Origin of the sequence: Acutalibacter sp. 1XD8-36 (assembly GCF_009917525.1) — a bacterium.
Classification (GTDB): Bacteria; Bacillota; Clostridia; order Oscillospirales; family Acutalibacteraceae; genus Acutalibacter.
This window is the reverse complement of sequence record NZ_QZDU01000001.1, coordinates 54,577-79,785: the sequence shown is the minus strand read 5'-3', so window position 1 is coordinate 79,785 and position 25,209 is coordinate 54,577. Positions and strand designations below refer to the sequence as shown.

General features: G+C 52.0%; 33 protein-coding genes, 1 tRNA gene, 1 other RNA gene and 2 pseudogenes. 10 read left to right on the top strand and 27 right to left on the bottom strand.

Going from position 1 to position 25,209, the window contains the following annotated elements; all coding sequences use genetic code 11:
* Positions 1 to 7: 7 nt before the first annotated feature.
* Both D5270_RS00565 and D5270_RS00560 read left to right on the top strand, forming a co-directional pair.
* Entirely contained in the window at positions 8 to 274 is a 267-nt protein-coding gene (locus tag D5270_RS00565; protein WP_166542265.1) for a hypothetical protein, read from the top strand.
* A 316-nt stretch (positions 275 to 590) separates the two neighbouring features.
* A tRNA-Trp gene (locus D5270_RS00560) sits at positions 591 to 666 on the top strand.
* Between the two features lie 216 nt (positions 667 to 882).
* Here D5270_RS00560 and D5270_RS00555 read toward each other — a convergent pair.
* The 11 genes from D5270_RS00555 to D5270_RS00505 all read right to left on the bottom strand — a co-directional run bounded on the left by D5270_RS00555 (position 883) and on the right by D5270_RS00505 (position 9,608).
* Entirely contained in the window at positions 883 to 1,248 is a 366-nt protein-coding gene (locus D5270_RS00555) for a tyrosine-type recombinase/integrase (protein WP_166542264.1), read from the bottom strand.
* A gap of 81 nt (positions 1,249 to 1,329) precedes the next feature.
* The gene (locus D5270_RS00550; protein WP_166542263.1) at positions 1,330 to 1,785 is read right to left on the bottom strand and encodes an NUDIX hydrolase; all 456 of its coding nucleotides are present in this window, start codon (positions 1,783 to 1,785) and stop codon (positions 1,330 to 1,332) included.
* A 90-nt stretch (positions 1,786 to 1,875) separates the two neighbouring features.
* Positions 1,876 to 2,115, bottom strand: a complete 240-nt coding sequence (locus D5270_RS00545) for a hypothetical protein (protein ID WP_166542262.1) — start codon at positions 2,113 to 2,115, stop codon at positions 1,876 to 1,878.
* A 769-nt stretch (positions 2,116 to 2,884) separates the two neighbouring features.
* Positions 2,885 to 3,604, bottom strand: coding sequence for an ABC transporter permease (locus tag D5270_RS00540; RefSeq protein ID WP_166542261.1), 720 nt, complete (start codon positions 3,602 to 3,604; stop codon positions 2,885 to 2,887).
* Positions 3,601 to 4,416 carry an ABC transporter ATP-binding protein gene (locus tag D5270_RS00535; RefSeq protein WP_166542260.1) on the bottom strand — a complete coding sequence of 272 codons (816 nt, stop codon included), beginning with the start codon at positions 4,414 to 4,416 and terminating at the stop codon, positions 3,601 to 3,603. The genes D5270_RS00540 and D5270_RS00535 overlap by 4 nt, the downstream gene beginning before the upstream one ends.
* Positions 4,413 to 5,213 (bottom strand): MerR family transcriptional regulator, encoded by an 801-nt coding sequence (locus D5270_RS00530; RefSeq protein ID WP_166542259.1) that lies wholly within the window; start codon positions 5,211 to 5,213, stop codon positions 4,413 to 4,415. Before D5270_RS00530 ends, D5270_RS00535 begins: the two co-directional genes overlap by 4 nt.
* 157 nt (positions 5,214 to 5,370) lie before the next feature.
* Complete coding sequence (locus D5270_RS17195) at positions 5,371 to 5,703, bottom strand: plasmid mobilization protein (protein ID WP_442858589.1); 333 nt, start codon at positions 5,701 to 5,703, stop codon at positions 5,371 to 5,373.
* A gap of 749 nt (positions 5,704 to 6,452) precedes the next feature.
* A complete protein-coding gene (locus D5270_RS00520) occupies positions 6,453 to 6,788 on the bottom strand; it encodes a DUF6809 family protein (protein ID WP_166542257.1) in 336 nt (111 codons plus the stop codon).
* A gap of 627 nt (positions 6,789 to 7,415) precedes the next feature.
* A complete protein-coding gene (locus D5270_RS00515; RefSeq protein WP_166542256.1) occupies positions 7,416 to 7,835 on the bottom strand; it encodes a HEPN domain-containing protein in 420 nt (139 codons plus the stop codon).
* On the bottom strand, positions 7,813 to 8,151 hold the full coding sequence (locus D5270_RS00510; RefSeq protein WP_166542255.1) for a nucleotidyltransferase domain-containing protein: 339 nt from the start codon (positions 8,149 to 8,151) through the stop codon (positions 7,813 to 7,815). Before D5270_RS00510 ends, D5270_RS00515 begins: the two co-directional genes overlap by 23 nt.
* Positions 8,152 to 8,390: 239 nt before the next feature.
* Complete coding sequence (locus tag D5270_RS00505) at positions 8,391 to 9,608, bottom strand: tyrosine-type recombinase/integrase (RefSeq protein ID WP_166542254.1); 1,218 nt, start codon at positions 9,606 to 9,608, stop codon at positions 8,391 to 8,393.
* Positions 9,609 to 10,378: 770 nt separating this feature from the next.
* On the opposite strand from D5270_RS00505, the pseudogene D5270_RS17190 reads away from it, so the two are divergent.
* Positions 10,379 to 10,642: pseudogene (locus D5270_RS17190) on the top strand (helix-turn-helix domain-containing protein); the annotation flags it as partial.
* Here the strand turns inward: D5270_RS17190 and D5270_RS16545 are convergent.
* Both D5270_RS16545 and D5270_RS00495 read right to left on the bottom strand, forming a co-directional pair.
* Positions 10,568 to 11,305 (bottom strand): annotated as a pseudogene (locus tag D5270_RS16545) (PLP-dependent cysteine synthase family protein). The pseudogenes D5270_RS17190 and D5270_RS16545 sit on opposite strands and share 75 nt — an antisense overlap.
* Before the next feature lie 144 nt (positions 11,306 to 11,449).
* Positions 11,450 to 12,736, bottom strand: a complete 1,287-nt coding sequence (locus D5270_RS00495) for an O-acetylhomoserine aminocarboxypropyltransferase/cysteine synthase family protein (RefSeq protein ID WP_166542253.1) — start codon at positions 12,734 to 12,736, stop codon at positions 11,450 to 11,452.
* Between the two features lie 141 nt (positions 12,737 to 12,877).
* On the opposite strand from D5270_RS00495, the gene D5270_RS00490 reads away from it, so the two are divergent.
* Positions 12,878 to 13,282 carry an RrF2 family transcriptional regulator gene (locus D5270_RS00490; protein WP_166542252.1) on the top strand — a complete coding sequence of 135 codons (405 nt, stop codon included), beginning with the start codon at positions 12,878 to 12,880 and terminating at the stop codon, positions 13,280 to 13,282.
* Between the two features lie 218 nt (positions 13,283 to 13,500).
* On the opposite strand, the gene D5270_RS00485 is transcribed toward D5270_RS00490, so the two are convergent.
* Positions 13,501 to 13,890: a hypothetical protein gene (locus D5270_RS00485; RefSeq protein WP_166542251.1), complete on the bottom strand. Its 390-nt coding sequence runs from the start codon at positions 13,888 to 13,890 to the stop codon at positions 13,501 to 13,503.
* 78 nt (positions 13,891 to 13,968) lie between these two features.
* On the opposite strand from D5270_RS00485, the gene D5270_RS00480 reads away from it, so the two are divergent.
* Positions 13,969 to 14,307, top strand: coding sequence for a hypothetical protein (locus tag D5270_RS00480; protein ID WP_166542250.1), 339 nt, complete (start codon positions 13,969 to 13,971; stop codon positions 14,305 to 14,307).
* Positions 14,308 to 14,363: 56 nt separating this feature from the next.
* On the opposite strand, the gene D5270_RS00475 is transcribed toward D5270_RS00480, so the two are convergent.
* Positions 14,364 to 14,552, bottom strand: coding sequence for a hypothetical protein (locus tag D5270_RS00475; protein WP_166542249.1), 189 nt, complete (start codon positions 14,550 to 14,552; stop codon positions 14,364 to 14,366).
* 16 nt (positions 14,553 to 14,568) lie between these two features.
* Positions 14,569 to 14,817 (bottom strand): helix-turn-helix domain-containing protein, encoded by a 249-nt coding sequence (locus tag D5270_RS00470; RefSeq protein ID WP_166542248.1) that lies wholly within the window; start codon positions 14,815 to 14,817, stop codon positions 14,569 to 14,571.
* Positions 14,818 to 14,983: 166 nt separating this feature from the next.
* Here D5270_RS00470 and D5270_RS00465 point away from each other — a divergent pair, with 166 nt between their 5' ends.
* The 5 genes from D5270_RS00465 (at position 14,984) to D5270_RS00445 (ending at position 17,119) form a co-directional block, all read left to right on the top strand.
* Entirely contained in the window at positions 14,984 to 15,937 is a 954-nt protein-coding gene (locus tag D5270_RS00465; RefSeq protein WP_166542247.1) for an amidoligase family protein, read from the top strand.
* Positions 15,938 to 16,035: 98 nt separating this feature from the next.
* Complete coding sequence (locus D5270_RS00460; RefSeq protein ID WP_166542246.1) at positions 16,036 to 16,515, top strand: gamma-glutamylcyclotransferase family protein; 480 nt, start codon at positions 16,036 to 16,038, stop codon at positions 16,513 to 16,515.
* Positions 16,496 to 16,708 carry a hypothetical protein gene (locus D5270_RS00455; protein WP_334466918.1) on the top strand — a complete coding sequence of 71 codons (213 nt, stop codon included), beginning with the start codon at positions 16,496 to 16,498 and terminating at the stop codon, positions 16,706 to 16,708. The genes D5270_RS00460 and D5270_RS00455 overlap by 20 nt, the downstream gene beginning before the upstream one ends.
* A gap of 164 nt (positions 16,709 to 16,872) precedes the next feature.
* Positions 16,873 to 17,028 (top strand): hypothetical protein, encoded by a 156-nt coding sequence (locus tag D5270_RS00450; protein WP_166542245.1) that lies wholly within the window; start codon positions 16,873 to 16,875, stop codon positions 17,026 to 17,028.
* A 2-nt stretch (positions 17,029 to 17,030) separates the two neighbouring features.
* Positions 17,031 to 17,119, top strand: an RNA gene (locus tag D5270_RS00445) — hammerhead ribozyme type II.
* A gap of 229 nt (positions 17,120 to 17,348) precedes the next feature.
* Here the strand turns inward: D5270_RS00445 and D5270_RS00440 are convergent.
* The 11 genes from D5270_RS00440 to D5270_RS00395 all read right to left on the bottom strand — a co-directional run bounded on the left by D5270_RS00440 (position 17,349) and on the right by D5270_RS00395 (position 25,202).
* Positions 17,349 to 17,762 (bottom strand): hypothetical protein, encoded by a 414-nt coding sequence (locus tag D5270_RS00440; protein ID WP_166542244.1) that lies wholly within the window; start codon positions 17,760 to 17,762, stop codon positions 17,349 to 17,351.
* Between the two features lie 11 nt (positions 17,763 to 17,773).
* Positions 17,774 to 18,097 carry a hypothetical protein gene (locus D5270_RS00435; RefSeq protein ID WP_166542243.1) on the bottom strand — a complete coding sequence of 108 codons (324 nt, stop codon included), beginning with the start codon at positions 18,095 to 18,097 and terminating at the stop codon, positions 17,774 to 17,776.
* Positions 18,097 to 19,041 (bottom strand): N-acetylmuramoyl-L-alanine amidase, encoded by a 945-nt coding sequence (locus tag D5270_RS00430; protein ID WP_243150033.1) that lies wholly within the window; start codon positions 19,039 to 19,041, stop codon positions 18,097 to 18,099. Before D5270_RS00430 ends, D5270_RS00435 begins: the two co-directional genes overlap by 1 nt.
* Positions 19,042 to 19,057: 16 nt before the next feature.
* Positions 19,058 to 19,507, bottom strand: coding sequence for a hypothetical protein (locus D5270_RS00425; RefSeq protein ID WP_166542241.1), 450 nt, complete (start codon positions 19,505 to 19,507; stop codon positions 19,058 to 19,060).
* A gap of 61 nt (positions 19,508 to 19,568) precedes the next feature.
* Entirely contained in the window at positions 19,569 to 20,057 is a 489-nt protein-coding gene (locus D5270_RS00420) for an isoaspartyl peptidase (RefSeq protein WP_166542240.1), read from the bottom strand.
* Positions 20,038 to 20,202, bottom strand: coding sequence for a hypothetical protein (locus D5270_RS00415; RefSeq protein WP_166542239.1), 165 nt, complete (start codon positions 20,200 to 20,202; stop codon positions 20,038 to 20,040). The genes D5270_RS00420 and D5270_RS00415 overlap by 20 nt, the downstream gene beginning before the upstream one ends.
* A 17-nt stretch (positions 20,203 to 20,219) precedes the next feature.
* Positions 20,220 to 20,540, bottom strand: a complete 321-nt coding sequence (locus tag D5270_RS00410; protein ID WP_166542238.1) for a hypothetical protein — start codon at positions 20,538 to 20,540, stop codon at positions 20,220 to 20,222.
* Complete coding sequence (locus D5270_RS00405; RefSeq protein ID WP_243150031.1) at positions 20,501 to 21,682, bottom strand: reverse transcriptase domain-containing protein; 1,182 nt, start codon at positions 21,680 to 21,682, stop codon at positions 20,501 to 20,503. The genes D5270_RS00410 and D5270_RS00405 overlap by 40 nt, the downstream gene beginning before the upstream one ends.
* A gap of 212 nt (positions 21,683 to 21,894) precedes the next feature.
* On the bottom strand, positions 21,895 to 22,017 hold the full coding sequence (locus D5270_RS17185) for a DUF6273 domain-containing protein (RefSeq protein ID WP_442858588.1): 123 nt from the start codon (positions 22,015 to 22,017) through the stop codon (positions 21,895 to 21,897).
* A gap of 40 nt (positions 22,018 to 22,057) precedes the next feature.
* Positions 22,058 to 22,513, bottom strand: a complete 456-nt coding sequence (locus D5270_RS00400) for a hypothetical protein (protein WP_207709265.1) — start codon at positions 22,511 to 22,513, stop codon at positions 22,058 to 22,060.
* Between the two features lie 196 nt (positions 22,514 to 22,709).
* Positions 22,710 to 25,202 (bottom strand): DUF6273 domain-containing protein, encoded by a 2,493-nt coding sequence (locus tag D5270_RS00395; RefSeq protein ID WP_166542236.1) that lies wholly within the window; start codon positions 25,200 to 25,202, stop codon positions 22,710 to 22,712.
* Between the last annotated feature and the right edge of the window lie 7 nt (positions 25,203 to 25,209).

Below are 25,209 nucleotides of genomic sequence, written 5' to 3'. Positions count from 1 at the left end.
TTTTTCAATGAGAAAATACAAAGATTTGCTAAAACCATATCTCCGCAATATTCTAAATATTTTAAGATATGAAAACAGCATGACCCAAAAAGAAATGGCTCATTTCTTCTACATATCCACACGCTCTTACTGTGACTTGGAGGGAGGCAAGTATTCTCTTTCCGCTGTTAGCCTAATAATTTTGCTCGCCTATTTACCCAACGATGTAATGGTGCAGGTAGTTCGGGAATTTTTCAATCTAATCTTGGACGAGCAGGATAAAGAGGACGATTAATGGTACCAAGGACTTGGAGACTTGCTGTATGAGCTTAAACTGGCAATGTTGAAGAAGGGGTGAGAGCCGTAAAGTCTCTTTCTTCTCTTGAGATTGCTTGTTTCTTCTGATTTTGTACGCCGCGTGGCTAGCTTTGCATTTCTTCATAACACTAAATACTATAGGTTTAATTGTTGCAGAATGTTCTCTTTTCATCGCAGGGCACGGCTTGCACATACTGGCAAAAAAGCGCAACATTCCCTCGTTGAAAATTTTGCCGATAAAAGGGATTGACATTTGCCTTATGGCGTGCTATAATAGCGAGGCACTGAAAGATAGGGGTATAGCTCAGCTGGTAGAGCAGCGGTCTCCAAAACCGCGTGCCGAGGGTTCGAATCCTTCTGCCCCTGCCAAAGACGTTGCCTGGCGGCAAGTCTGATTGGCCCGGAATTCCTTGGAATTCCGGGCTTTTCTCGTGTTTTGGGGTGGTGGGATGCGGTCTACAATGCCGCTCTCTATGGCGTGTATTTTGCGCTTTTTTTGCATCCGTTTCTAACCTTTCCATCTGGTACATCATCAATAAATCATCAAAAATCCGGGGTGCTCTCCCATGTACCGCCTTGCTCTCGCTAAAAATTGAACCCGTCTGTGATTCCTTGCAGGCGGGTCGTGTCTTTTTTGACATAGTACATCTCGGTTGTCTGCGAGGTGCTGTGGCCTAGAAGGTCAGCTACCTGTCTAGGAGAGAGGGCTTTGATAGTGCCATCTGGCTGTTTCACGCCACTTATCAATTGGGTCGCAAAATGATGTCTTAAACTGTGCAATCCCTTCTGCTCTATCCCAGCGGCTTTCAAAATTCTGTAGTACCGCTTGCGGAAGTTTACTGGCCTGGTGTAGCCGCCCTTCTCATCGCTCATGAGGGGCGCTGTGGGGCCGAAGTCGCGTTCCTGGCGCAACTCCCTTACTGCCTGCTCTGCGGCCCCGTTCAGGGGCACAAGCGTTCATTCTAGCGAACGCTTGTGTTTCTGCTGGCGGCTGTTCTGGTTCTTTATTCCAATTTTCCAAAGTTTGGGTCATCACACTTTTGTGGCCATCCACTCCTTTAGGACGGGTTTAACTGGAGGAGAGATATCTGCTGGCAGTTCGCCTATTGAGAAAAAGTGCAACTTTTCCACCTCATCATCGTGCATTTCAATTTCTCCTGAGTAGTTCTTACAGAGATAGACAATGTCAACAATATAAACTTCGTCGCCGTTAGGATAAATGTGATGAAATTCCTCACCAGAAAAGACACCGAATAGCTCCAACTCATTTGCGGTAAGGCCAGTTTCCTCTGTTAGTTCACGCCGTGCGGTACTTTCCGGTGTTTCTCCCAGTTCCATTGCACCGCCCGCATAGCCCCAGCAGTGGTTATCTGTCCGTTTCTGTAATAGGATTTTCCCTTCCGCATCTTCTACAATCACGCTGGCCCCCACCATGATAAGCGGTTGGTGCCCAACGTACTTTCGTAAATCCATAATATAATTTGGCATAATGCACCTCTTCGTTTTAAAGCTTTTTACAAGGATATTCTATCAGAATATAGGAAGTTTGTCAAATTGCGCAAACGCTAGCTTGAACATTTAAAATCTGTGCGTTGTGCTCTCCTTCAAAGTTTTGCGGGATTCGTCTGATTCCTGCAAGGCATCGTTAAAGGCTGCAACGTAGTCAGTCATCTTCTTGGTTACTTCAGCTTTGGTGGTGCCGGAGAATGATTTGCGCTTACGTTCCCCTTTCTCGTCCATGTACCAAACTGTGCCGCCCCAGCGGTCGTCGGTACGCTTAAAAGCTTTTCCATTCGTGAGCAGTTTCTTTTGTGCCATGCTTGTCAGCCTCCTTTCGTCAACAACACAACATACCACACCTTGTTTCGAAAGTCCACTGACATTTTTCTTACTTTTTGCTCTGGCATTTCCAGATTTCTAAAGGCCGTATTCTTTGTTTTGCGGCGCAAATTTTGAGCCAGGTGCCTTGCCCTTACAAAAGTGGGTCCGGGCTGCTGCCCGGTAATCGTGCCGTCCGACAACGTCGGACGAGCGCTCTGCTTGCCCTCCCAAAAAGGGGAGGATTTTTGCATGACATCAGCACTTCATTTGCAACCCCTGGAAGTTCCTCGCAATACCGCCGTTTTTCGCGATAGCAACCCCACTTTTCACTCCAAAGTGTCATCAGCAACCCCTATCGTGATTTTGCACTAAGAATCCCGGAATCCCTTGAAACGGCCGGCGTTGCCGGGCGTTGTGAACCGGCGGGTGGGTGCAGCGCAACCCACCCGCCTTTCTCCTGCTTGAAAATCGGATGACTGAGAATCTGTACTGTTTGTGCAAAGTATAGGATACTATAAACTGGACACCTTACGTCCTCTTTACAAAAGTTTTTGAAAAGATTTCCCCAAACTCTATCAATACTGTAATATTAGTGTGTCCTTAAACTACCGTAACTGCTTAGCGTCCTTTCCTCCATACACTATACACCTAAAAAATATGGCGGTTCTGATTTCTCAAAACCGCCGCAACTGAAGATAAGCCATGTATAAAAGTCTTTTCGCTCAGCGGTGTCTTTTCTTTCTGCCGCTGGGCAGTTTTTTCGTTCCTATTGCCGTGTTTCAATTCTCTTCATCAAAAAAGCGCACAATAGTGCAGCTATAACGAAGATTACAAGTAAAGGCCAGAGGTTATTCCAAATAAACGTACTCTCAGTCAAAAATGCGTATCCCCATGTCGCGGGAAATAATTTGCCAGCCATCACAAATGCCTTGGGCAGCATATTGTTCGGGAACATGATCCCTGAAAGCATCGTAGATGGAAGAAATAACAAGATAGATATCATTGAAGTATTTGCCGCGCTTTTTGCGGCTAATCCGATCACACTGGCAATGCTAAGCGATACGGCAATCAGGATGGTCACCCCCGCGAAATATGTTCCCGGATGTACCGGGATTTTTGCATCAAAGACAACCGGCGCAATGACATAAAGGATGAAACTCATAATGAGCAAATGAACAAACGCTGAAATATTTGTCAAAAATAAACCGAATGACAGGGGTACGCCATTCGCTTGGTATGCGTTCTTCACGTCACTCCTGTATATTTCCGCAAGCGATGGCGGCAATCCAATCAGCGCACCCATGGTGACGGAAAAGACTGTCATGGACTGAATCAAAGTATAGCGGCTCTCCGGCATAACGGATGTAAAAATCCCTCCCATGACTGCAAAAAACAGGAGTGGAACGGCATAGCACGTAATCAGCATTGTTTTGCTTCTTAAGTCCAGTTTCCATTGCAGTGCAATTCCATATAAAAAGCCGTTCATTCCCTACTCCCCCTTGCTATTTTTACAAAATGCTGTTCCAGAGAGCCACGGTCTACCTGGATGTCATGTATGTCCACACTCTTTTCCTGATAACCTTTCAATATGGAAATCAAACTGTCCCCAATGTTGTCAGCTTCAAAGGTTTCTGTTCCCTGGCTTGTTTTGATACAGATATTGTAATGTTTTCCGACCGCCTCCGTCAGTTCGTTTACTGTTCCCTCAAACGCTATCTGGCCATCTTTCAAAATCGCGATACTGTCACATAGGCTCTCTACTTCAGCCATATCGTGGCTTGCCAACAGGATCGTTTTTCCTTGGGCTTTCAGAGTGCGGATATACTCATGGAGAGAGATCCGCCCCTCGACATCCAACCCGGCAGTTGGCTCGTCTAAGAACACAATATCCGGATCACTGATTAAAGCCAGTGCCAAATGCAGCCGCCGTTTCTGCCCGGTTGACATCTCCCGATACTGTTTGCCGCTCAGATCGTTTACACCTAATGACACCAACATAGAGGTATTGACCGTTGCCTTATTCCATTTTGCGAAAAGACGAACAGCCTCTATCCCTTTGATATAGGCAGGCAGGGAAGCCGATTGTAACTGAATCCCCATACGCCCACTGATGGCTATACTCCCGCTGTCATACCTCCGCAAGCCCTCAATACATTCCAGCATAGTTGTTTTCCCTGCGCCATTTACACCCAACAGCGCGAAAATATCCCCTTTACGTATACACAAATCAACGCCTTTAAGCACCTCCTTTTTTCCATAGCTTTTACGCAATCCTTTTACTTGCAATGCGTCCGTCATGTTGTTTCCTCCTGGAATGGATTTATCCCCGAATTTGAAAAGTAAGCGCCCAATGCTGGTTCAATAAAAGCATTGGCTTGGGCCTGTTTCTGCCTCCACTCTTGATTGAGTTCCTCATTTTCCCCCATCTGCATGAGCTTAGGGAGCATAGTGGCATCCCCGCTTGTGAACTCCGAAATCATATCCCAGTAAGCTTTTGCGAATTGCAGCCCTTCCGTGCTGTCTGCCAGTATGCCCTCATCTTGTAGTCGTATTGCCTCGTCCTGGAGATGTAGAAATCTTTGCAAAAACGCGATACCGCTTTTCTTGTCAAACCGGCTGCGGATATGATCCAAAGTTTCTCCGTCAAAATGCTTGATAAGCCAATAGAAATCATTTTTCATTTCCAGATTAACGATGATATCCGCATACTTTTTGAAGTCCACCGTCTGCATTTCGAGCACTTCTGTTTTTAGCGCCTCAATTTCCGACAGCGATTCTGTCAAGTTTGCTATCTTATTGCGCATTGTAGCTGCTTGCTCTGAAAGAATTTGTGCCACATCCGCCGGATCGTCCAGTGGAATCAGTCTGTCTCTGATGTCATTCAAGGAAAACCCTAAATGTTTCAAGGACAGTATCTGGTGCAGTTTGACAATATCTTTGTCAGTATAAAGTCTGCGGCCCCCTTCGCTCAGCGCTGACGGCGAAAGCAGACCTTCCTTATCGTAATGCTGTAATGTTCGGACTGTCACGTCCATCCTTTTTGCAACCTCGCCTACCGTCAAATATCCTTGTGGGACAGCTCTAAATTTTTCCACGCTTAAACGACCTCCTGCGAATAGTATAACTCATTACGTTACGTCATGAGCAAGACTTTTTTCTTGTTTTTTTATAATATCGGCAACAGCGCTCGAAAAATGCAGCTTATAATGCGATTATGGCATTAGCAGCAAGAGGAAGGGAAAATTTGCATTTCTAACTATCATAGCTTGTACAGATTACTGTTTGCTCAATGCGGCGTAGGCTATCCCGCAGGCGGATCACATTCTCATAGTAAGCGGCCTCATCAATCAGCCCGGTAGCGTTAGCCACGAAAGCAAGCTGATTCATATTGTTGCCAATCTCTTTCAACTCGCGGGTCATGGTAAAATAGTCAGCAGGCGGGGATTCTCTAGGCTCATACCCAACGACAAGCTGACGAACATAAGCCGACTTCGTCAATCCACAAGACTTAGCTCGTCGTGTAATTCTCTTGTACTCTTTCTCGCTCAGCCGTAAGCTGAGCTTTTTCGTTCTACTGGTGTTGATATGAACATCTCCTTTCTGCCGCGCGACAGCGCGGCTCTAAATGGGGTCATAGGGGCAGCGCCCCTACCCAGCCGCGCAAGCGCGCATTTGAGGGCAAGTGTCGGACAGAATGTCTGACACGTTGTCCTACAAATGCGATGCTGGCTCGTACTTAAAACTCAAAAATTTTCGTTTTAAGTACCTTTGGGCCTTCGGCCCATTTTTAGCGGCTGAAAGCCGCTTATGAATCCTCACCCAGGCAGAAATCCTCCGTACTTTCGCTGCCGAAAAGAATCACGCTTAACGTGGCAACAGCCCGATTTAAGTTCTTGTATAATGTCGAATGTTCAATGGCAAACCGCTCCTCAATAGCAGATATGCTTATCGGAGTATCGCAGAGATAGCGTGCATAAATGAGCTTGTAACCCCTCTGGGCGGAAGGGCTGGTCTCGTTTTTACACATCTCTTTGAAACAGTCCAGGGCTGCATTTAAGCGCGCCCATAGCACCTGATTAGAGGCAGTTAAGAGCGACATTGAGGTCAATTTCTGATAGTAGGCTGTCCATTTCTCCTTTAAAATCCGCCCTCACAAATCGCCGCAAATGCCCTCACACGGCGTTCTTTACCTGCGGGCGGTAACATCTCGACCGCTGCCCCAAATTGCCCGACACGGCCCTTACACGCCTCAACAGCCCTCCGTGTAATCTTCTCCGAAAACGCCAAAGGCCGCAGCACTCTTGCGGCCCTCAAATATCGAATATCTCTTTCGATTACCTTTCTCTGTGTTCATCCATGCGGTAAATTTCAACCATCAGCAAAATTCCCAAGCTCAGTCCCTCTGCAAAAACTGCCCTGTTTTCCATATTGAATATTTCCGCATTCATGTCCATCATGTGTTCCAGCTTTTTGTATTGCTCCCTGGTTAATAATTCCTCTAATTCCTCAATCTCCTGGCCTACCCTGTTCACTGTGCGCCGATATTTTTCATCCCTGGGCGTTTCTGTTTCTACTGGTGATATTTCGCCATTATATAGCTCGTTTATTACGCTTATCATTGTCTGGCCGCCTCCTTCGTGATAAGGGTTCTTTTTGTCCTTCGCCACCACAATACCTGAAACCGCTGCGGAAGTCCAGACTTTTTTTCTTCGTGAAAACCACTGAAAAAATCGGCTTGCTTTTTATCTATGCCAAAGAGTCGCTTTCTTTGTTTTGCGGCTCAAATTTTGAGCTATGCAGCCTCTTGACAATGGGTCATTTGTATGGTACTATCACGTCAACAATTTGGTCGTTTTCTTGAAAAGCAGACAAAGAAAAAGCCCTTTCGGGGGCTGAGAAAATCGGATATCATCAATAAATCATCAAAATTCTTTGGGGCGTATGTTTCGGAAACACAAACGGCTCAACCGCGCGGGAAATTGGCCGATGTATGTCCGCTGATGCTTTTCCCACATCCACTCCAAAACCGCGTGCCGAGGGTTCGAATCCTTCTGCCCCTGCCACAGATAAATCCCGGAATTCCTTGAAATTCCGGGATTTTCTCGTGTTTTGGGGTGGTGGGATGTGGTCTACGATGCCGCTACCTATGGCGTGTATTTTGCGCTTTTTTCGTATCTGGTCGTATCCGTTTCTAACCTTTCCGTCTGGCACATCATCAATAAATCATCAAAAATCTGTGCCCACTTTTAGTTCTCCTCCACTGTGCACTCTTGAATCCAACGCAAACATAGATCCCTTTACATTGATATATGAGGTCCCTGTTCTTGCTCAAAGTCCAATGTGGTCTCAATAAAGTCTATAATCACTTCGCAAGTTGCAAGCGCCCCCCTCATCTCAGTTTTATCCACTTCTACTCCCGAGGGATATCGCATCTGTGTGCCATAACCGGTTAACTCTGAACAGCCTTCTGCAATTTCGTAGTATCTTAAGTCAATATTGGTACACAGTTTGCACAATTCTACCAAATCATGTGTACGAGGAAAATCGACCTCATGATACACTAAAAAGCTTTTTAGTGCCTTCTCTACGGCTTGCTCACAGTGATAACAGATAATCTTGTACAGCTCTGGCTTAGCTGTAGTCAAATAGTTAGCGGCCTGCCAGTCCTGCCTTGCGTATTCAAGCCATTCTCTGCTACTCTGAATAATTTCTTCCATAGAGCAAAATTCCTTTCCTTGCTATCTCTCTTTCAAGAGACGACGGCCAGTGCTTTCTCTTTTCAAATATGCTGGAATACCCCACAAGAACATCCAAAGGCCTTGCCTGAATAGGAAGTAACGCCTTTCTTATATTTCCCATAGCAGTAATTGGCCTCGGTCCATTATCCGGTATGACCACATAAATATCATAATCGCTATCCGCTTGCGGCACTCCATACGCATATGAACCAAACAAATAGATTTTTTCGATGTCTAATGTTTTTTGAATGACACCACATATAGTTTCCAACTCTTGTCGGGCCGCATCTGTCATATGCCACACCACCCTCTAAATGTTTTTAAATAATTATACCTTATATTTGCCTAAATGTCTAGGGATCGTTTGAAAAATCAAAAACACCGTCTTTTTGCCTATAAGCAGTAGCTTTCTGCGTAGAAAATCCTCGTCAATCGCGATTTCTCCTTGAAATCGCCTCCTTTTGGTCAAAAATCCGGCATTTTCTCTATTTTCAAACAAGCCCTAGTTCCAATTGGTAAATCTGCATTATCCTTTCAAAAAATGAATCCATCCGTGATTCCTTGCAGGCGGGTTGTGTCTTTTTTGACGTAGTACATCTCGGTTATCTGCGAGGTGCTGTGTCCGAGGAGGTCGGCTACCTGCCTGGGCGAGAGTGCCATAAGCGTTCCATCGGGCTGTCTTATGCCGTTCACTAGTGAGCTACCGAATGTGTGTCGGAGAGAATGCAGCCCTTTCTGCTCTATCCTAGCAGCTTTCAAAATTCTGTAGTACCGCTTGCGGAAGTTCACTGGACGGGTGTAGCCGCCCTTCTCGTCGCTCACGAGGGGCGCTGTGGGACCGAAATCGCGTTCCTGGCGCAACTCCCTTACCGCCTCAACTGCGGCCTGATTCAGCGGCACACGGCGTTTGCTGGTGGCCGTTTTGGTTTTGCCAACCTTGACCTCTCTACCGGGTGTGTACTCTACCCCATCCCTCTTGCAGACTTCCTTTACTCCCTGGCGCACCTCAAGATATTTATGCTCCAGGTCAATGTCGCTATTGAGCAGGCCCAGCAGTTCCCCTGTGCGTAGACCTGTGTTCAGCATGAGAATATAGGCCGCTGGCTGCTGGTATTTGGATTTGCCGTTACTGAATTTGCTGAATGCCTCGGCCTTGAATTTTTCTATTTCTTCTGGCGTGAACACTGTGACCGTTTCCTGCGTGGGCAGGTCCTCTTTATTCTGCGCCGCCATAAAGTTTGACTTCTTTATCATGGGTACGCTGTTCATGGGGTTCTTTTGCAAGATTTCCTGCTGGGTCAGGTAACGAAAATACTCATTGAGGGCAATGTACACTTTTTTCACCGTGGTGTAAGCGTAGTCCTGGTTCATCCAGTGGTTCAGTACTTCCTTAAGGTCTGCTGCGGTGATGTCACCTACCACCTTTTCTCCGAGCAGAGGAAAAATCTGGTGCTCCACCGTACATTCGCAGCGGTCGTAAGTAGTGCGCTCCACTGAGGGGAACTTAAAAACCTGTAGCCAGTGGGTCATGCTCTCGTGGAGAGTCTTATGGGATTCATCTGACTCCTGCAAGGCATCGTTAAAGGCCGCGACGTAATCGGTCATCTTCTTGGTGACTTCTGCCTTGGTAGTACCGGAGAACGATTTACGCTTACGTTCTCCTTTTTCATCCATGTACCAGACTGTGCCGCCCCAGCGGTCATCGGTTCTCTTAAAGGCTTTTCCATTCGTGAGCAGTTTCTTTTGAGCCATGCTTGTCAGCCTCCTTTCTCAGCACACCACAATACCACACCTTGCTCCGAAAGTCCACTGACATTTTCCTTACTTTTTGCGCTGTGGCTTTCAAATTTCTAAAGGCTGCATTCTTTGTTTTGCAACGCAAATTTTGAGCCAAGTGTCTTGCCCTTACAAAAGTGGGTTCGGGCTACTGCCCGGTAATCGTGCCGTCCGACATAGTCGGACGAGCGCTCTGCTTGCCCTCCCCAAAAGGGGAGGATTTTTGTGGGACATCAGCACTTCATTTGCAACCCCTGGAAATTCCTCGCAATACCGCCGTTTTTCGCGATAGCAACCCCACATTTCACTCCAAATCCTCATTAGCAACCCCTATCGTGATTTTGCACTAAGAATCCCGGAATCCCTTGAAACGCCTGGCGTTGCCAGGCGTTGTGAATCGAGTAGGGGACGCACCGCGACCCCTACTCTTTCTCCTGCTTGAAAATCGGACGGCTGGGAATCTTCAAGGGTTGTGCAATATAGTGGCGCTCCTTGCGGTGTATCTTCTCTCAAAACCAGTCTCGAAATCCAAGTGAGATGCGGCGCAATATCCTGCTTGGCTATCCCCTCACAAATCGCCACAAATGCCGCACAATGGTGTTTATCGTGCTTTGCCCTGTTCACGCATGACCACTGCCATAAAACTGCTGACAGCGTCCTCACACGGCTCGACAAACTGCTATCTGTATGGAGGGCCCACGCTTTAGCCTGCTTTTTTATCGAACGGTGCAAAACCAGCCTTATTTATGGGAGTATTAGGCCGTACACTCCTATTCTACTCCCAGTTGAATCCTTACCCCAGCTCAAAAAACAAGCTATACATGGCTCGCCCCTTTTGGGTTATACTTATCCCGAAAGGGGCGGATTTTATAGGCAATCAAATCGGCAAAAACATACACGCTCTCTGTAAACAGCAGGGGTTGACCCAAGAGAAACTAGCTGAACAGATAAGGGTATCCTTTCAAGCTGTTTCCAAGTGGGAAAATGGAAGTTCTATGCCGGATATTTCTGTTTTGCCGCTGCTGGCCAATGTCCTGCACTGCAGCATTGATCAACTGATGGGCTATGTGGCAGTGCAGAAACGCCTTACCGACAAGGATGATTTCATCGTAAACAGAGGCATCCAGCACCTCTGGCACATAGCCAGCGCCAATGTCCTGTATCTTGTGCGCCCCGGCCCGTCCCCCACTGAGAGTAGTGGAGTCCCTGGGCTCCACCGCCACAATTTGCACCGCCTGGTTTTGTTCCTTCAGGTATTGGCTCACGCCTATAATGGTACCGCCAGTGCCTACGCCCACCACAAAGATGGTTCACTTTCCCCTCTGTGTCTATCCAGATTTCCGGGCCAGTGGAGGTCCTGCGGGCGGCTGTGGTTGGCGGGGGGTAACAAACTGGCCGGGGATGAAGCTGCCCGAGATTTCCATTGTCAGTTCCTCTGCCCTGGCAATGGCGCCCTTCGTCCCCTTGCCCCCTTCAGTCAGCACCAGCTCTGCGCCGTAAACTTTCATCAACTGGCGGCGCTCCACGCTCATGCTTTCCGGCATGGTGATGATGATGCGGTATCCCCTGGCCACCACCACGGAGGCCAAGCCGATCCCGGTATTGCCGGAGGTGGGTTCAATAATGGTGGAGTCCGCCTGTAGCCTGCCACTGGCCTCGGTTTCGTCAATCATTGCCTTAGCAATACAGTCTTTCGCAGAACCGGCGGGGTTAAGCCTTCAGCCCTTCTGATTCCTCTATATGTGTCAGCTCCAGCAAGGGCGTTTTCCCAATTATTTGGTCAGCGGATGTATAGATCATAACAAAACCACTTCTGATTATTTCTGCGCCGCAGCGGCAAAGCCCTTCTCCAGATCAGCTAGGATATCGTCAATATGCTCCGTACCGATGGACAAGCGAATAGTGTTGGGCTTGATGCCCTGGTCCAGCAATTCTTCCGGGGAAAGCTGGGAGTGGGTGGTGGTAGCCGGGTGAATGACCAGGGACTTCACATCCGCCACGTTGGCCAGTAGGGAGAAGATCTCCAGGTTGTCGATGAACCTGTGGGCTTCCGCCTGGCCGCCCCTGATCTCAAACGTAAAAATGGACGCGCCGCCGTTTGGGAAGTATTTTTCATATAGGACATGGTCCGGGTGGCCGGGCAGGGACGGATGGTTGACTTTCTCCACAAGCGGATGGGAGGCGAGATATTCCACCACTTTTTTGGTGTTTTCGGCATGGCGCTCCAAACGCAAGGACAAGGTCTCTACGCCCTGAAGGAGCAGGAACGCGTTGAACGGGGAGATGGTGGCCCCAGTGTCCCGGAGCAGGATGGCCCGGATATAGGTGGCAAAAGCGGCAGGGCCGACAGCGTCTACAAAGCTGATACCATGGTAGCTGGGGTTCGGCTCCGCAATGGGCGCGTATTTCCCGGAGGCTTTCCAGTCAAATTTGCCGCTGTCTACGATGATGCCGCCCAAGGTCGTCCCATGGCCCCCGATGAATTTCGTAGCGGAGTGGACAACGATGTCGGCCCCATGCTCAATAGGACGGATGAGGAAGGGCGTGCCAAAGGTGTTGTCGATGACCAGCGGCAGGCCGTGGGAATGGGCGATTTCCGCAACGGCGTCGATGTCAGGGATGTCGCTGTTGGGGTTGCCCAGGGTTTCCAGATAGACGGCCTTTGTATTGGTCTGGATCGCCGAGGCCACTGCGCTCAGGTCGTGTGCATCCACAAAGGTGGTCTTGATGCCGTACTGAGGCAGGGTGTGGGCCAGCAGGTTGTAGCTGCCGCCATAAATGGTTTTCTGGGCCACGATATGGTCCCTCGCCTGGGCCAGCGCCTGGATGGTGTAGGTGATAGCGGCCGCACCGGAGGCCGTAGCCAGCGCCGCCACACCGCCCTCCAAAGCCGCAAGGCGCTTCTCCAGCACATCCTGGGTGGAGTTGGTCAAACGGCCATAGATGTTTCCGGCATCAGCCAGCCCGAATCGGGCAGCTGCGTGGGCTGAATCCCGGAAGACATAGGACGTGGTCTGGTATATAGGCACGGCCCTGGCATCCGTAGCAGGATCGGGCTCCTCCTGCCCAACATGCAGCTGTAGGGTTTCAAATTTATAATTCATAAAGCAACCTTCCTTTCTATTCCCATTCGATGAAGTGCTTCCATTATATACCTATTAACCTAGTTTGTCAATAGGTATATTGCGCATCTTGAAACCCTATTTACCTTGTGGTATAATAGGAAAAAGAAAGGAGGATTTGGGATGGTTTCTACAAAAGGAAGGTATGCGCTGCGGTTTCTACTGGACCTTGCGGAACACCAGGCAGAGGGGTATGTGCCGTTGAAGGATGTAGCCGGGCGCCAGGAAATTTCGGAAAAATATCTGGAAATCGTGGTGAAGGAACTGGTCAAAGGCGGTTTCCTTGCCGTCATGCGGGGAAAAGGAGGCGGCTACCGACTGAACCGCCCTTCGGAAGAATACAGCGTGAAGTCTATCCTTGAGCTTATGGAGGAGACGCTGGTGCCGGTTGCCTGCCTGAAGCCGGGACAGGCGCCTTGCCCCCGGAAAGACCGGTGCCGGACGCTGCCTCTTTGGCAGGGGTTGGACCAGGTGATTTCGGATTATCTTGAGCCGATTACGCTGGCGGACCTAATCGTCGGAAAGTGAGTTATCTCATGGCGCTGTCATATAGAGTCAGTACCGTTCTCGTTTGCAAGGGTCCCCTTTTCTTTAGTTTTGCGGCGCAGATTTTGGTGGGTAAAAGTTGCTTGGCTTATCTCAAATTTTATGTTACCTTCACAGAGTTGGTTGCCCTTATCACTCAAAAACTCGCTGCCTGTGGAGGCGAAACCGTCTGTTTCTTGGCTCCAAAAATTTGGATATCATCAATAAATCATCAAAATCTTTTGATGCGTACCGTTTGGAAACACAAACGGCTCAACCATGCGGAAAACTAGCTGATGTATGTCTGTTGATGCCTTTTCCACATCCACTCCAAAACCGCGTGCCGAGGGTTCGAATCCTTCTGCCCCTGCCATACCAGAGTCATACGAACCCCGCCACAATTTACTTTGTTGGCCCGGCGTTCGTGTTGGCCATGCTGTTGCCCACTGAATGAGGGCAATACGATATTGGCTTCGCCAAATCGAAAAGCACTCGGTAAAAACCGGGTGCTTTTTCTTTTGCGTATAATCCCGAGGCGGGAAGGAGTGAAAAAACCAGGATAGCGGTACACACGCCAATGTTACCCCGCTATCCTCCAGCGCCTCAAACAAGGCGGGCCGGGGAAACCTGCCCCCGGCTACCTTGATTTTAACAGAGCAGGTCACAAAAATCAAGGAGGTAAATTAAAAATGTGCAAGGAAAACACAACTGAGGCCGCAATGGCCACCAAAGACCAGGAGCGTGAAGCCCTGCAGCAGATCAAGGCCCTGGTGGCCGACCTGGGGCCAAACAGCTATATCGCCACCGCTTTCCGTGGCGTGTTCGATATCGCCGAGGAGAACATCGACAACGACTTCTCCGGGAACCCGGTGGAGCAGGCCCAGGATTTGGGGGAGCAGCTGGCTCAGCGCACGGTGCAGGTTGGCCAGTTGGCCGAAGAGCGAGATGAATACAAGGCCCGGGCCGAGGCGGCAGAGGCCCAGCTGATTGTCCTGAAAGCCAAACTGTACGACTATATGACAGCATAAAGAAACACAAAAGGGGCGGAAGATTTTCCGCCCCTTACTTTTTTCTGTTGCCTTGTTCAAAAATCATCCGGATAGGGAGCGCCTTCTTCCCATCTATATCCGAGCTCACACTGCCTCCCATCATATTCAATTTCATTTGAGTATTTTCTCCCAATGTATGCTTTGTTTTGGTGCACACAATCTACGCACCAGGGCCATCCTGGACCTTCCGCTCCACAAACTTTTTCAGATTTGTTCTCCATCATCGTCTTCCTCCCTTGCTCATTCCTTGCCGCTTTCCTCCGTCTCTGCAAGCTCCGGCTCGATGATATCCTCAATGTGGCATCCCAGCACCTGCGCCACCTTGTAAAGCTGATACACGTCCCTGGGGAGCCGTGTTCTCCGGCCCCAGGCATCCAGCGTGGGCAGCGGCACCCCGCTCCGGCGGGAAAGCTCCGACCGGGATATCCCCAGTTCCAGGCACTTCTTATCTATGGGCGTGGTATTTGCGGCTGCGGACAATCTTGGCATTTAGGTCCCTCCTCCCATTTTACTCTATTATATGCGTATGTATGGCAAAAGTCAAGCCGGCATATGCACCAGGAGAATAGCAGAATGTTTGTGCGCCTTAGCGGCTTGTATTCAGTGCGTGTGTATGGTAATATACAGACACAATCAAACCACGGAGGGAAACAAAATGAACGCGAAACTTACTAAAATGGTCGAGGACATGAAGAAACAAACCATCGGCGTGGAAATCGAAATGGCGGAGATCACCCGCCAGCAGGCCGCTAAAGTAGTAGCAAAGTATTTCGGCACCGAGCGCACAGTCCGGCATGACGGCGGCAGTTACGATTCCTGGAGTTGTCAAGACCAGCAGGGCCGGGTGTGGAAAATCACACGAGACGTGAGCATCCATGCCAGTTCTGATACAAAAAAAGCTGAACTCGGCACTCCAATCCTTACCTACGATGACTTGGAGGACCTGCAGGAAATCGCCCGCCAGCTCCGCCACGCTGGAGCAGTCAGCAACCCGGCCCACGGCTGCGGAGTGCACATCCATATCGGAGCCAATGGCCATGATGCTGCTACCTTGCGGAACCTGGCGAACCTGATGGCCAGCCACGAGGGCCTCTTGGCCAGCGCCCTGAATCTCGACCACTATCGGATGGGCACCTACTGCAAAACGGTTGACCCCCGTTTCCTGGAACGGATCAACCGGGAAAAGCCCAGCACGATGTCGGCTCTGTCCGATGTGTGGTATAAAAGCCAGAATGCTGATTACCGCCGCAGCGCCCACTACAACGACAGCCGCTACCATATGCTGAACCTCCACGCCACCTTCACCCACGGCACGGTTGAATTCCGGCTTTTCCAGTTCGACAACCCTGGCGAGGGCCGTAAGGGCGGGATCCACGCCGGCCAGCTAAAGACCTACATCCAGCTGTGCCTGGCCCTGAGCCAGATGGCTAAGGTAGCGAAAAGCGCCAGCCCCCGGCCCCAGCAGAACGAGAACCCCCGGTACGCAATGCGGACATGGCTGCTCCGCCTGGGATTCATCGGGGAGGAATTCAAAACGGCCCGGGAAATCCTTACCCGGCGCTTGAGCGGCGATACCGCTTTCCGGCACACCAGCCGCCCAGCCGCTTGAAGGACTTAGGTTAAATGCCCTGCTGAAAACCCGCCAAAGAGCGGGCTTTCAGTGGTAGGGCAAGTATGATATAATAAACTTGAAAGGAATGTTGAATCATGAAAAAATACTACCTTGCTTATGGCAGCAACTTGAACTGGGAGCAGATGGGGTACCGCTGCCCCAATGCCCGGCCTGTGGGCACGGCCCAGCTGGAGGGATGGCGACTGGTGTTCCGTGGGAGCGGATCCGGGAACTATCTTACTATTGAACCGGCCCCCGGCTATGTTGTTCCTGTGGCAGTATGGGCTGTCACAGAGGCTGACGAGGCGGCCCTGGACCGCTACGAGGGCTTCCCTGTGTTCTACCGTAAAGAAACCCTGCCTATTACTTATACCGGCCTTAAAACGGCGCAGGAGCGGCAAGTGGAGGCTTTTGTTTATCTCATGAACGATGGGCATCTGGCGGGACTGCCTACCACCCGGTATATGGACATCTGCGAGGTAGGCTACCGGGACTTTGGCTTTGACCCCGAGGCGCTGCTGGAGGCCAGGGCGTACACAAGGGAGGTGATGGCGCTTGAAAGAAGAAATGGATAACGTGTTCCAGCTAACCGTCTGCCCCAAATGCGGCAAGCCCTACCGGGGCGCCCCGGCGATCTCCCGGGACAGCACGCAGCTTATCTGCCCGGATTGCGGCACCCGCGAGGCCCTGGAGGGGCTGGGCTTGAGCCAAGAGGAGCAGGATCACATTCTGGGGAATATACACCGATATCAGGAGGAGCAGGAGTAAAGGCATGGAGCGGTCGAGTTGGCGAGCCAACTCGTGGGCCGCTCCTTTTTTGCTGCCATTACCACCAGGAAACCCGGCGAATGTTTGTGCGCCTTAGCCTCTTGTATTCTATGCGTGTGTATGGTAATATAAGGACAAGCTAAAGGAAAGGGGAACACAAAAAAATGAAAGTTACAATCCGCGAATTGAGGCAGGCTCTTACCGAAATCGACAATCAGAATCTAACCGTGCGGGAACTGAGGGCAATCCTTTTTGAACAGGAGGAGCAAGACCGGGAACTTCACGAAAACGACCTTTTCAAACTCGCCTATAGAAAATAAAACGCCGAAACGCTCCCCCGACTTGGCGCAGCCAATGTCAAGGGGCGTCCACCGAGGGACGGCCTCCCGGTGCTGAAGATGGCAGGCCAGAAAGGATGAATATCATGACAACGTATGAAAAAATCACGAAAATTTGTGAGCACAAAGAGGCTTCCGAAATGGCGACTAAAATGCTCCAAAACGCGATTAAGCGCGGCCAGAGGAATTGCTACAATGAAATAGCCGAGGCCGTGTATAGCATCTACTTTGAGAAATAGGCCCGGAAAATAAAAAAGCCCCCGGCCCTCCCAATTGGGAAAGCCAGGGGCTTTCGTATGTCCTTATGCGCTCAGCGTCAAAGTGCCCACGCCCATCTTCTGGTTGCGCACTTCCGCCTCAATGCGGCTCTGCAGGTACTCATTCAAATCACCATAGGCGCTCTCAAGGAAGGCCGCAGCCTCGGCGGTCAACAGGTTCTTAGCCTGGGCCACCGCAATTCCCAGGGCCTCCCGCTGGTTTTCTTTGGTGAACTGCCCGGTCTCCTTCAGCTTGTCCACATACACCTGGCTGGTGAATGTGACGGCGGTTGCCACCGCGTCAGCTATGGCCTCCATGTACATTTTCACTGTGTCACTCTCGGACTTCTGTCCCAGGTAGCTGGCCAGCGCCTTAAGCCCTTTGCCCAGGAACGCCGCGCACACGGGCACAGCGGCTACCAGAACGGCCTGCAGTAGGGTTGTCAAAAATTCATTCATACAGATTCCTCCTAGCCCACGGGGCTGTCGTTTTCGTCTATCAAAAAGCTATTAGCTTTCGCGCTCTCAAAGGTAATGCCGCCCTCTTTGTGGTCGGACTTGGCCATGTTCAGATAGAACGAACACACCACGCCATGTGCTGTCCAGGGCAGGCCCACCATCCCGGAAAGCCACGGAAGGGAGCCGGTATATCCCTGGTGGATGCAGTACCCAGCCAGCAGCAGGCCCCCGAGAGTGACCGCCCAGAGCAGCCAGCGAATATCGGAGATGAGCTGCTTGGAGAAATCGGGCCGGGTCTTGGTCTTGACCGCCTGCTCCTTCATGTGGGCGGCCATCACAGCTTCTCCCGGATGCGCTTGGCAATCACAGCGGCCTTGCAGTCGCTCTTGGTGAGGCCCAGCTTGCCGCCGCCCGTGCCGGCGATGATCCCCTTGTCCACCAGCTCCTTGATGTCGGCCCGCCAGTAGCTGGGCACCTCGTCGATGGTGTTGTAGGTGGGGTTGATTTCGTCGTACATTTTCTTAAAGGTCTTTCCGTCCATGATAGAATCCTCCTTTGCCGCCGGGTCTTTCGCCGACGCGATTTTATTGATGTAATCCAGGCACACCCAGCCCTCGCCGCAGTAGCCCCAGTTGCCGTCCTCTTTGGTGATGGTGAGCACCGTACCGTCCGGGTAGGTCTTGCGCACTTGGCCGCTCACAGGTGCTGTGCGGCAGTTGAGCCCGTCATCCGCGTTTACCTGGCCCTGGTAGGGCTTGAAGGGTCCGGCGGGTGCGCCGCTGAGTTTCTGGTTGACCTCTTTGGCGATCTGGCCCAGCCTGCTGTAGATGTAATCGCCGGGGCAGGACTTGTTCTCATAGTCCCGGTGTACCGTCAGGTTGCAGCCATTCAGATGGTTCATGCGGGTGCTCTTGTCCGTAGACCACACCAGCTTTTGAATGCCATTGCGCTTGCAGATATCCGTACACAGCTCGATGAGGGCTTTCCAGACATTGGCGTTGATGGCGTAAGGGTAGAACGCATCACTGGCGCACTCAATGGTAATGGCCCGGTTATCGTTCTCCCAGCTGGATGAGCACCAGGAGCGGTCTGCCTCATCCACCACGGTGCAGATGCGGCCATCATAGCCGATGCCGTAGTTGCAGCTGGCGCCCTTCGATGTCCGGCTGAACTCGCTGCACAGGGCGTCAACCCCCATTTGTCCCACCACGCAGTGGATGGTAATAGTGTCGATTTTGTGATTGCGTGGGCTGTTGCGGTTGGGGCTGATCAGCCGCATACAACTTAATGGACTGTTACTCATGCCGTACTTCTCCTTCCTGCAAAAAGTCATGTTTTTTCAGACGTTCCTTGTAGTTCTCCTGGATGTTCTCAATGGCCAGCACTGCCCGGTTGTTGGGGTAGTCCGGGTGGCCCTCGCAGAACCGCTCGTAGGCGTCGATCTCGGCCAGCACCTCAATAAATTCCTCTTTGGTGTGGTCGATGGAGCGCAGGAGCTCATTGTTAAACTGCAAAATCTTCACCCGGTGGCTGTCCGCGTCCCGCTTGTCATCGGTGGCGATGTGCTCATCCAGTTTCTTTTCAATGGCCGCGATCCCCATCGCCTTTCCAATGGTCTTTGCCAACCATGACCAGGGAGTCACCTTGATGGGAGCCAGCTGCACCAGAGTCAGCAGGACAAAAAGCCCGCCGCCCGCATAGGGTAGGCCACCCCACAAGTGGGCAAGGATTTCATTTAGAGTCACTTTCTCATCACCTCACAAAAGGAAAACCGAGGCGCACACAGCGCCCCGGCCACGTCCCTTGTTAAATTTTTGCGCCCACCAGGTCTGCAATGTGCTGCAAATCCCCGATGGGCGCGTTGTAGAAGTCATCTGTCCATATCCAGTGTTCTTCGGGCTCACAGGATCGCCCTTGTGGGCAACCTGGCCGCTTGTATGCCCTGCATCTACGGTCAGCCCATATCTTTTCCCATCTAGCGATTGAAGCCTCCTGGTGGGCTTTCTGGGGGTCGAGGCGGGCAAGGATAGCTGTCACCAGCCGCCCCCGCGTTTCACCCTGCCCGTCATCGTCCTGCACGAAGAAGTCTTTCGTGTTCTGGGCGCTGGCCGCACACAGCAGCTTGCTACCGAGGAAGAGAAAACTCTCCCACCTCTCGGGCTCCGGGTCGTCGCTTACTTTTATCAGACGCGCATCCACCACAGTTCCCCAGGGAAGATTCACCCGGCCCTCAAACACACTCTGAAATCGGGCTCTCTGGCGCACGATATACCGCTTATACATCGGTTGCCTCATCTCCCCTCAGCCTGCCCAGCATGGCAGACAGCTCCAGGTATTCTGCCTGGGTCAGCTTGTCGGCGGCGTAGAACACATCCAGCTTGCTGTCCATCCCGTCAAGCTGGCCGCGCTCAATCATCCGTTTCAAGGTTCTATACAGCATTCCGTTCCCCTCCTTTCCTATTTGTTTTCCTCCGTAGAGGTCAGCCCCAGACTTACCAGGGTCAGCCTATACTCATGGTCGACATTCATGGCGTCAATGTCAGAGAGCGCGTCCACGGCGGTCAAAAGCTCCGGGCCTCCGTCCACTTCCTCCAGCATGACGGTTTCCCTGCCCTCCAGATCATCCCGGCCCAGCAGATGGAGGGGCGTCCCCTCCCAGACTATGCCGGTGGCCTCAGCTTCAGGGCATAAAACAAGGCACCCATTGGGTGCCTGCTTGATATAGGTGGGGTGCTCGGTCATGCCGAGGCTGGCCCCATCTTTTGTGATTTTATACACTTTGTACCTCCCATGATATCCCCGAACAGGGCGTAACAAAGCCGTGAGAGCCGCAGCACCCGTCCGTGGTCATTGTAGCCTTTGTAGTAAGAAAGTTGGCAGGTCATGTACTGCTTCACGGTTTCAAGCTCCCGCTTGCCCTCTACCACCTGTTCCTTAAAGAGCTTCAGCTTGCGCCGGGCGCGTTTCACACCATCCCGGCAGCCGTTGACAATCACCCGCCCGGTTTCCAGCAACCGGAATTTAGCCTTGCAAAACTTGAAAGGCCTTGTCAGCGGAATTATCTTGCACTTGCGCTGGTTCACCGGGATTCCGATGGCCGCGAACCGCCGGACCATCTCATGAGCCAGCTTTTTCAGCTGCTCCACATCCGGCAGAATCACATAGTAGTCATCCATGTAATGGCCGCAGCAGTGGATCCCCTGCTGGCACTTGAGCCAGTTGTCCACTGAGCTTGGCAGGGCCACCATCTCCTGCTGGGACGGCTCCACGCCTAAAGGCATCCCCCGGCCCGGAGCGGTGGCGGGAACACCCTCCACGATGGTGTCCCCCGCCCATTTCAAATCCGGGTTGGTTATCAGCTGCTCATGCCGCTGGAAGATGGTTTTTCGTGGGGCGCTGGGGAAGAACTGCTTTAGGTCCATCAGCAGTACCGCGCCCGCCCGACCATAGCGACGGAAGTGCCAGCGGAGCTGTTCCTTCAGCTCCCGGAAATGCCAATGCAGGCCCTTGCCCTTTTGGCTGGCTCCGTTGTGCTTTATCATGCTGGAGCTGTAAAGGGGCACCAGCACCTTATTGCAATACACCTTTTCCACTTGCCTGTCCGTCACATGGGGCGCGTCGATAGGCCGTACCTTGCCTCGCTCACACAGGGTGAAGTGCGTACACTTCTGGGGCTTCCATTTCTTATCCAGAATCAGGCGGCGGCGCTTGGCCGTGCCGGAGAACAGGTGCATCTCGTAATTCTGGACGGATTGCTTCCAGCGGACGCCATTGCAGCATTTCGTACCGTACTTGAACATATCCCGGTATGAGAACACTTCCCCAAAGGTGCCCAGCCGGACACACCTCTCATCCTTATTCACCGCTCTTTGGGCCTTGCGGCGTTGATATCGCGCCTCCCGGCGCTGCTCACTTGTCAAAATGATTCGCTCCTTCGTACAGATATCTTGTAGGGTGCCGTCTAATCTGCTTTGCCCCGACACATGAAACGGGATAGGGCACATCCACCCGCCATGCAAGCAGCGTCCGTGCAGGGGCATCAAAGGGCAGTTTCGGCCTTACGACCGGGAAGCATCTCTCCTTCTGAAGAGGTCGTCTTTCACCAATCGGTTACTCCATTTGACCTATAAATTCAGGATCCGGCGCGCAGCCCGCCAGAGTAGTAGGCATTGTTGTTATTGTAGTTGCCGTTGTTGTTGACAATGCAGAAGTTATTGTTGTTATTGTAATAGGGCGACCGCAGCCACCACCACACCGCAGAGCACACGTTTACAGAGATACACCCAAATTAAGAGCTACTTTTTCAGCTCCCGCCGTTTTTTGGCTACATAGTCCAGCGCTCCTTTCAAAAGGTCATTTTCTTTATCGACAAGCTCTCCCAGCTTCTGGGCCATATTGTCCAGCTTTTCCTCCGCTTTCTTAGGCGGCAGATACTGGCCGGCCGAATTGGTAAAAGCTCCCTGGGGATTCTTCATCATCAAGCGGTAGCACCGGCCCAGTCTCACGTCTAAAGCCATAAGCGCCGCCCTGGCCTCCAGCAGATGCGCCTCCCGACGGTCTATCCGCAGAAGGCTGGAGGGGTACAGGCTGTTGGCCTTTTCAGCTTCGTCCATTACTTCTCCAGCAAGATCTGCTGTCTTTTCCGCCAGCAGCCGGGAATACCGGGCCGAGAGCCGGGACAAGAACGCTACTGTCTCATCGAATATCTCGCCAGCAGTGTTTACAAATTCAGCTTTGCTGACAGCCCGCATTTCTTTTAGGACCGACACAAAACCACCCCCTTTCCGCTGAACATTATAGCACAGAGGCTACAGACAAAAAACCCCCAATTTTGAAATTTTGCGCGACCGCCTTACGGCGGTATGGGGAAGGGCCTTAAGGGCCCGGTAATCCCGCCTTGCTGCCCTGCAGTACGGGCCGCTGGCGCGTCCCTGATGGTGGGGCCGATTAGGCCGCCGATACGCAGAAGCCGGCGCGCAGCCCGCCAGAGTAGTAGGCATCGTCGCCAGTGTAGTAGCCGTTGGAGCCGACAACGCAGAAGGTATCGTTGCCATTGTAATAGGGCGACCGCAGCCACCACCACACCGCAGTAGTCACTGCGGTGTGATGATTTGCTATCTTCGAGTTTCCTGCTTTAAAGTAGGCATACTGCTGTTGATAGTTTTGTTCGGCACTATTTGCATAGCTTCTGCCTCCGAATACCTCAAACTCCGATAACAAGAACAGTTTGCACGGCTTGCCGGTTACACTGGCAGCATTGTTCTGATTTCCACCCACATTATCCGTGTACTTAGTGATGGATTTAATTGCGCTCTGCAGTGTCGCAGGCAGGGCTGTCAGCAGGCTGTTGCTGGCACCGTTCAACAGCGTTTTGTTCATATAGCAAACATCCCAACCGCCAGAATTGGTATTTGATGTGTTCATGATGAAGTAACCGGCGCTGCCTTGATTACCATGCTTGCCATCGCACAGTGCGATCTCTGCCGTACCTATCTTACCCAGCAGGAAATGCACACCATTGCCCTCTCGGGTGCTGTTGTGGTTGATGCCGATGATAAACGCCTTGACCGTCAGGCTGCTGAAGGTGAAATTACCCACCTTGCCGTTTATCACCACATCCTTGCTGTCGCCCACGCTCCAGAAGTTGGCCGCATTGCCTGCAGCGCCTACATCGGCTATCACGTCCCAGCCGTTGTCTGCCATCGTTGTGGTGGGCAGGGTAACCGTTACAGGCACCTGTTTGCTCTCAGGAGCCGTGTAGTTCGTGCCCTCCGACACATTGATGGTAATGGTCGCGCTGCCTTTGGTCTTGGCCTGCACCGTGATTCGCTCCCCGTTCACCGTAGCCGTGGCCACTGCTGCGTTACTGGAAGTAGCTGTAATCACGCCATCACCGGGCCGGGTCACGCCAATGATGGCGCTCATGGCCGACGCTTTCAGGTTCAGGACGCTCTGAGAGAGCGTGATACTGCCTGCCGCTTTCGCTATGGTCCACATGACTTCTTTCTTGCCATGCGTCCCGTCCGGCCACTGGTAATTAGGACCAGGGATGAATTCCACTGTATACCCGCCGGACTCTGTAGCCGCTGTGGGACCCGTGACTGTCATTTTCTCCGGGTCATAGCCCGTCCAGCTTGGGGACTGTTCTGCCCCGGTATACACGTTCTCCACACTCTGGCAGGGCACAGCTTCCAGCGTGATCCGAGCAATCTCCCAGGGGAATTCCTTCTCACCGTAGGTCCCATCCGGCCAGCAGTAATTGTTATCCAGCGTAATCTTCTGGATATACTCCCCAGCCTCGGTACCCGCCTGCTGTCCGCTTACGGTCATGATGTCAGGACGGATACCCTCCCATGCAGGGGACTGTTCCTCCCCGGTATAGGTCAGCGTGTTAGTCTGTGTCACTGCCTCCACCGGCTGCCGGTCTATTCTCCACTTAATTGGCTTGGTGTTCGTGGAGCCGTCCGCGCCCCAGAAATAGGGCTGTTTCGGGGTGGCCAGAGCTTCATACTCGCCTGCATCCGTGGCTGCGAGAACACCTGTGAGCAGCACCGTTGCGCTGTCGTAGCCGTTGAGAACCAGGGTCTGTTCCTCTCCCGTATAGGTCAGCGTCCCATACTGTGTGGGGATATTCTGAATGGCCCGGTCTGTACTGGCCGATTCCTCCAGGGTTTTCAGAAACGCGGTCAGGGGCTTGCCCTCGTACATGATCTGGCTGGCGTCCACGCCAGCGCCGGTGACCATCCACAGGTAGTTTCCTTCCTCGTCCTGCCCGATACAAATGTACTCCTTTTTCGCCTCGGCGTCAAAGTAGTGCTGGCCGGGTTCTGCAGGGGTATCGGGGCCGGGAGGCTCCGCGCCGGGTTCCAGATTACCGCTCCCGGCTTCTTCCAGCGCCTGATCCAGTACCTGCTTGATGGCCATTGTCAGCCCAGGATGGGCCTGGGGGTCGGCGTTATGGTCAGACAGCAGCTGAGCCAGCATGGCAGGGGTGACCATTGCCTTGCTGCCCTCCAGGCTTATCTTGATCTCTACATCATTGGTGATGTAGATAAGGCCCTGCACCTCCAGGGCGAAGCTGGGGTTCTCCGTCACAGACGGGATATCTACGCCCCGCTCATCCTGAAGGATGAACAGCAGCTGTTCTGGCTCATCATCCAGCTTGGCATACACACCGATCTGGTGGAGGGTATATCCCTGCTCAATATCCACGTTGTTGATCTGTACCCGCACCATTTTGCCCTCTGGGGCCTTTTCCAGCCCCAGCAGGCCCAGCTCATGACGGTCGCCGCTCACATCGGTGAGCCCGGCCAGTGCGTCCTCTGCGGCTTTCTCCGTGCCGCCGTAGGCGCTGCAGATAGTCAGCTTCCGGCCGGCCATCAGGTCATTGAGCATTTCATTGCCCACATCGGTCACAGCTCTCTGCTGCCAGTAGCCCATACGATCA

Coding starts and splice junctions, on each gene's coding strand:
- D5270_RS00565 (WP_166542265.1), top strand. CDS start 8: ATGAGAAAATACAAAGATTTGCTAAAACCATATCTCCGCAATATTCTA.
- D5270_RS00550 (WP_166542263.1), bottom strand. CDS start 1,785: ATGCCAAATTATATTATGGATTTACGAAAGTACGTTGGGCACCAACCG.
- D5270_RS00545 (WP_166542262.1), bottom strand. CDS start 2,115: ATGGCACAAAAGAAACTGCTCACGAATGGAAAAGCTTTTAAGCGTACC.
- D5270_RS00540 (WP_166542261.1), bottom strand. CDS start 3,604: ATGAACGGCTTTTTATATGGAATTGCACTGCAATGGAAACTGGACTTA.
- D5270_RS00535 (WP_166542260.1), bottom strand. CDS start 4,416: ATGACGGACGCATTGCAAGTAAAAGGATTGCGTAAAAGCTATGGAAAA.
- D5270_RS00515 (WP_166542256.1), bottom strand. CDS start 7,835: ATGGAAGAAATTATTCAGAGTAGCAGAGAATGGCTTGAATACGCAAGG.
- D5270_RS00510 (WP_166542255.1), bottom strand. CDS start 8,151: ATGACAGATGCGGCCCGACAAGAGTTGGAAACTATATGTGGTGTCATT.
- D5270_RS00505 (WP_166542254.1), bottom strand. CDS start 9,608: ATGGCTCAAAAGAAACTGCTCACGAATGGAAAAGCCTTTAAGAGAACC.
- D5270_RS00495 (WP_166542253.1), bottom strand. CDS start 12,736: ATGAATTATAAATTTGAAACCCTACAGCTGCATGTTGGGCAGGAGGAG.
- D5270_RS00490 (WP_166542252.1), top strand. CDS start 12,878: ATGGTTTCTACAAAAGGAAGGTATGCGCTGCGGTTTCTACTGGACCTT.
- D5270_RS00480 (WP_166542250.1), top strand. CDS start 13,969: ATGTGCAAGGAAAACACAACTGAGGCCGCAATGGCCACCAAAGACCAG.
- D5270_RS00475 (WP_166542249.1), bottom strand. CDS start 14,552: ATGATGGAGAACAAATCTGAAAAAGTTTGTGGAGCGGAAGGTCCAGGA.
- D5270_RS00470 (WP_166542248.1), bottom strand. CDS start 14,817: ATGCCAAGATTGTCCGCAGCCGCAAATACCACGCCCATAGATAAGAAG.
- D5270_RS00465 (WP_166542247.1), top strand. CDS start 14,984: ATGAACGCGAAACTTACTAAAATGGTCGAGGACATGAAGAAACAAACC.
- D5270_RS00460 (WP_166542246.1), top strand. CDS start 16,036: ATGAAAAAATACTACCTTGCTTATGGCAGCAACTTGAACTGGGAGCAG.
- D5270_RS00450 (WP_166542245.1), top strand. CDS start 16,873: ATGAAAGTTACAATCCGCGAATTGAGGCAGGCTCTTACCGAAATCGAC.
- D5270_RS00440 (WP_166542244.1), bottom strand. CDS start 17,762: ATGAATGAATTTTTGACAACCCTACTGCAGGCCGTTCTGGTAGCCGCT.
- D5270_RS00435 (WP_166542243.1), bottom strand. CDS start 18,097: ATGGCCGCCCACATGAAGGAGCAGGCGGTCAAGACCAAGACCCGGCCC.
- D5270_RS00430 (WP_243150033.1), bottom strand. CDS start 19,041: ATGCGGCTGATCAGCCCCAACCGCAACAGCCCACGCAATCACAAAATC.
- D5270_RS00420 (WP_166542240.1), bottom strand. CDS start 20,057: ATGAGGCAACCGATGTATAAGCGGTATATCGTGCGCCAGAGAGCCCGA.
- D5270_RS00415 (WP_166542239.1), bottom strand. CDS start 20,202: ATGCTGTATAGAACCTTGAAACGGATGATTGAGCGCGGCCAGCTTGAC.
- D5270_RS00400 (WP_207709265.1), bottom strand. CDS start 22,513: ATGCGGGCTGTCAGCAAAGCTGAATTTGTAAACACTGCTGGCGAGATA.
- D5270_RS00395 (WP_166542236.1), bottom strand. CDS start 25,202: ATGGGCTACTGGCAGCAGAGAGCTGTGACCGATGTGGGCAATGAAATG.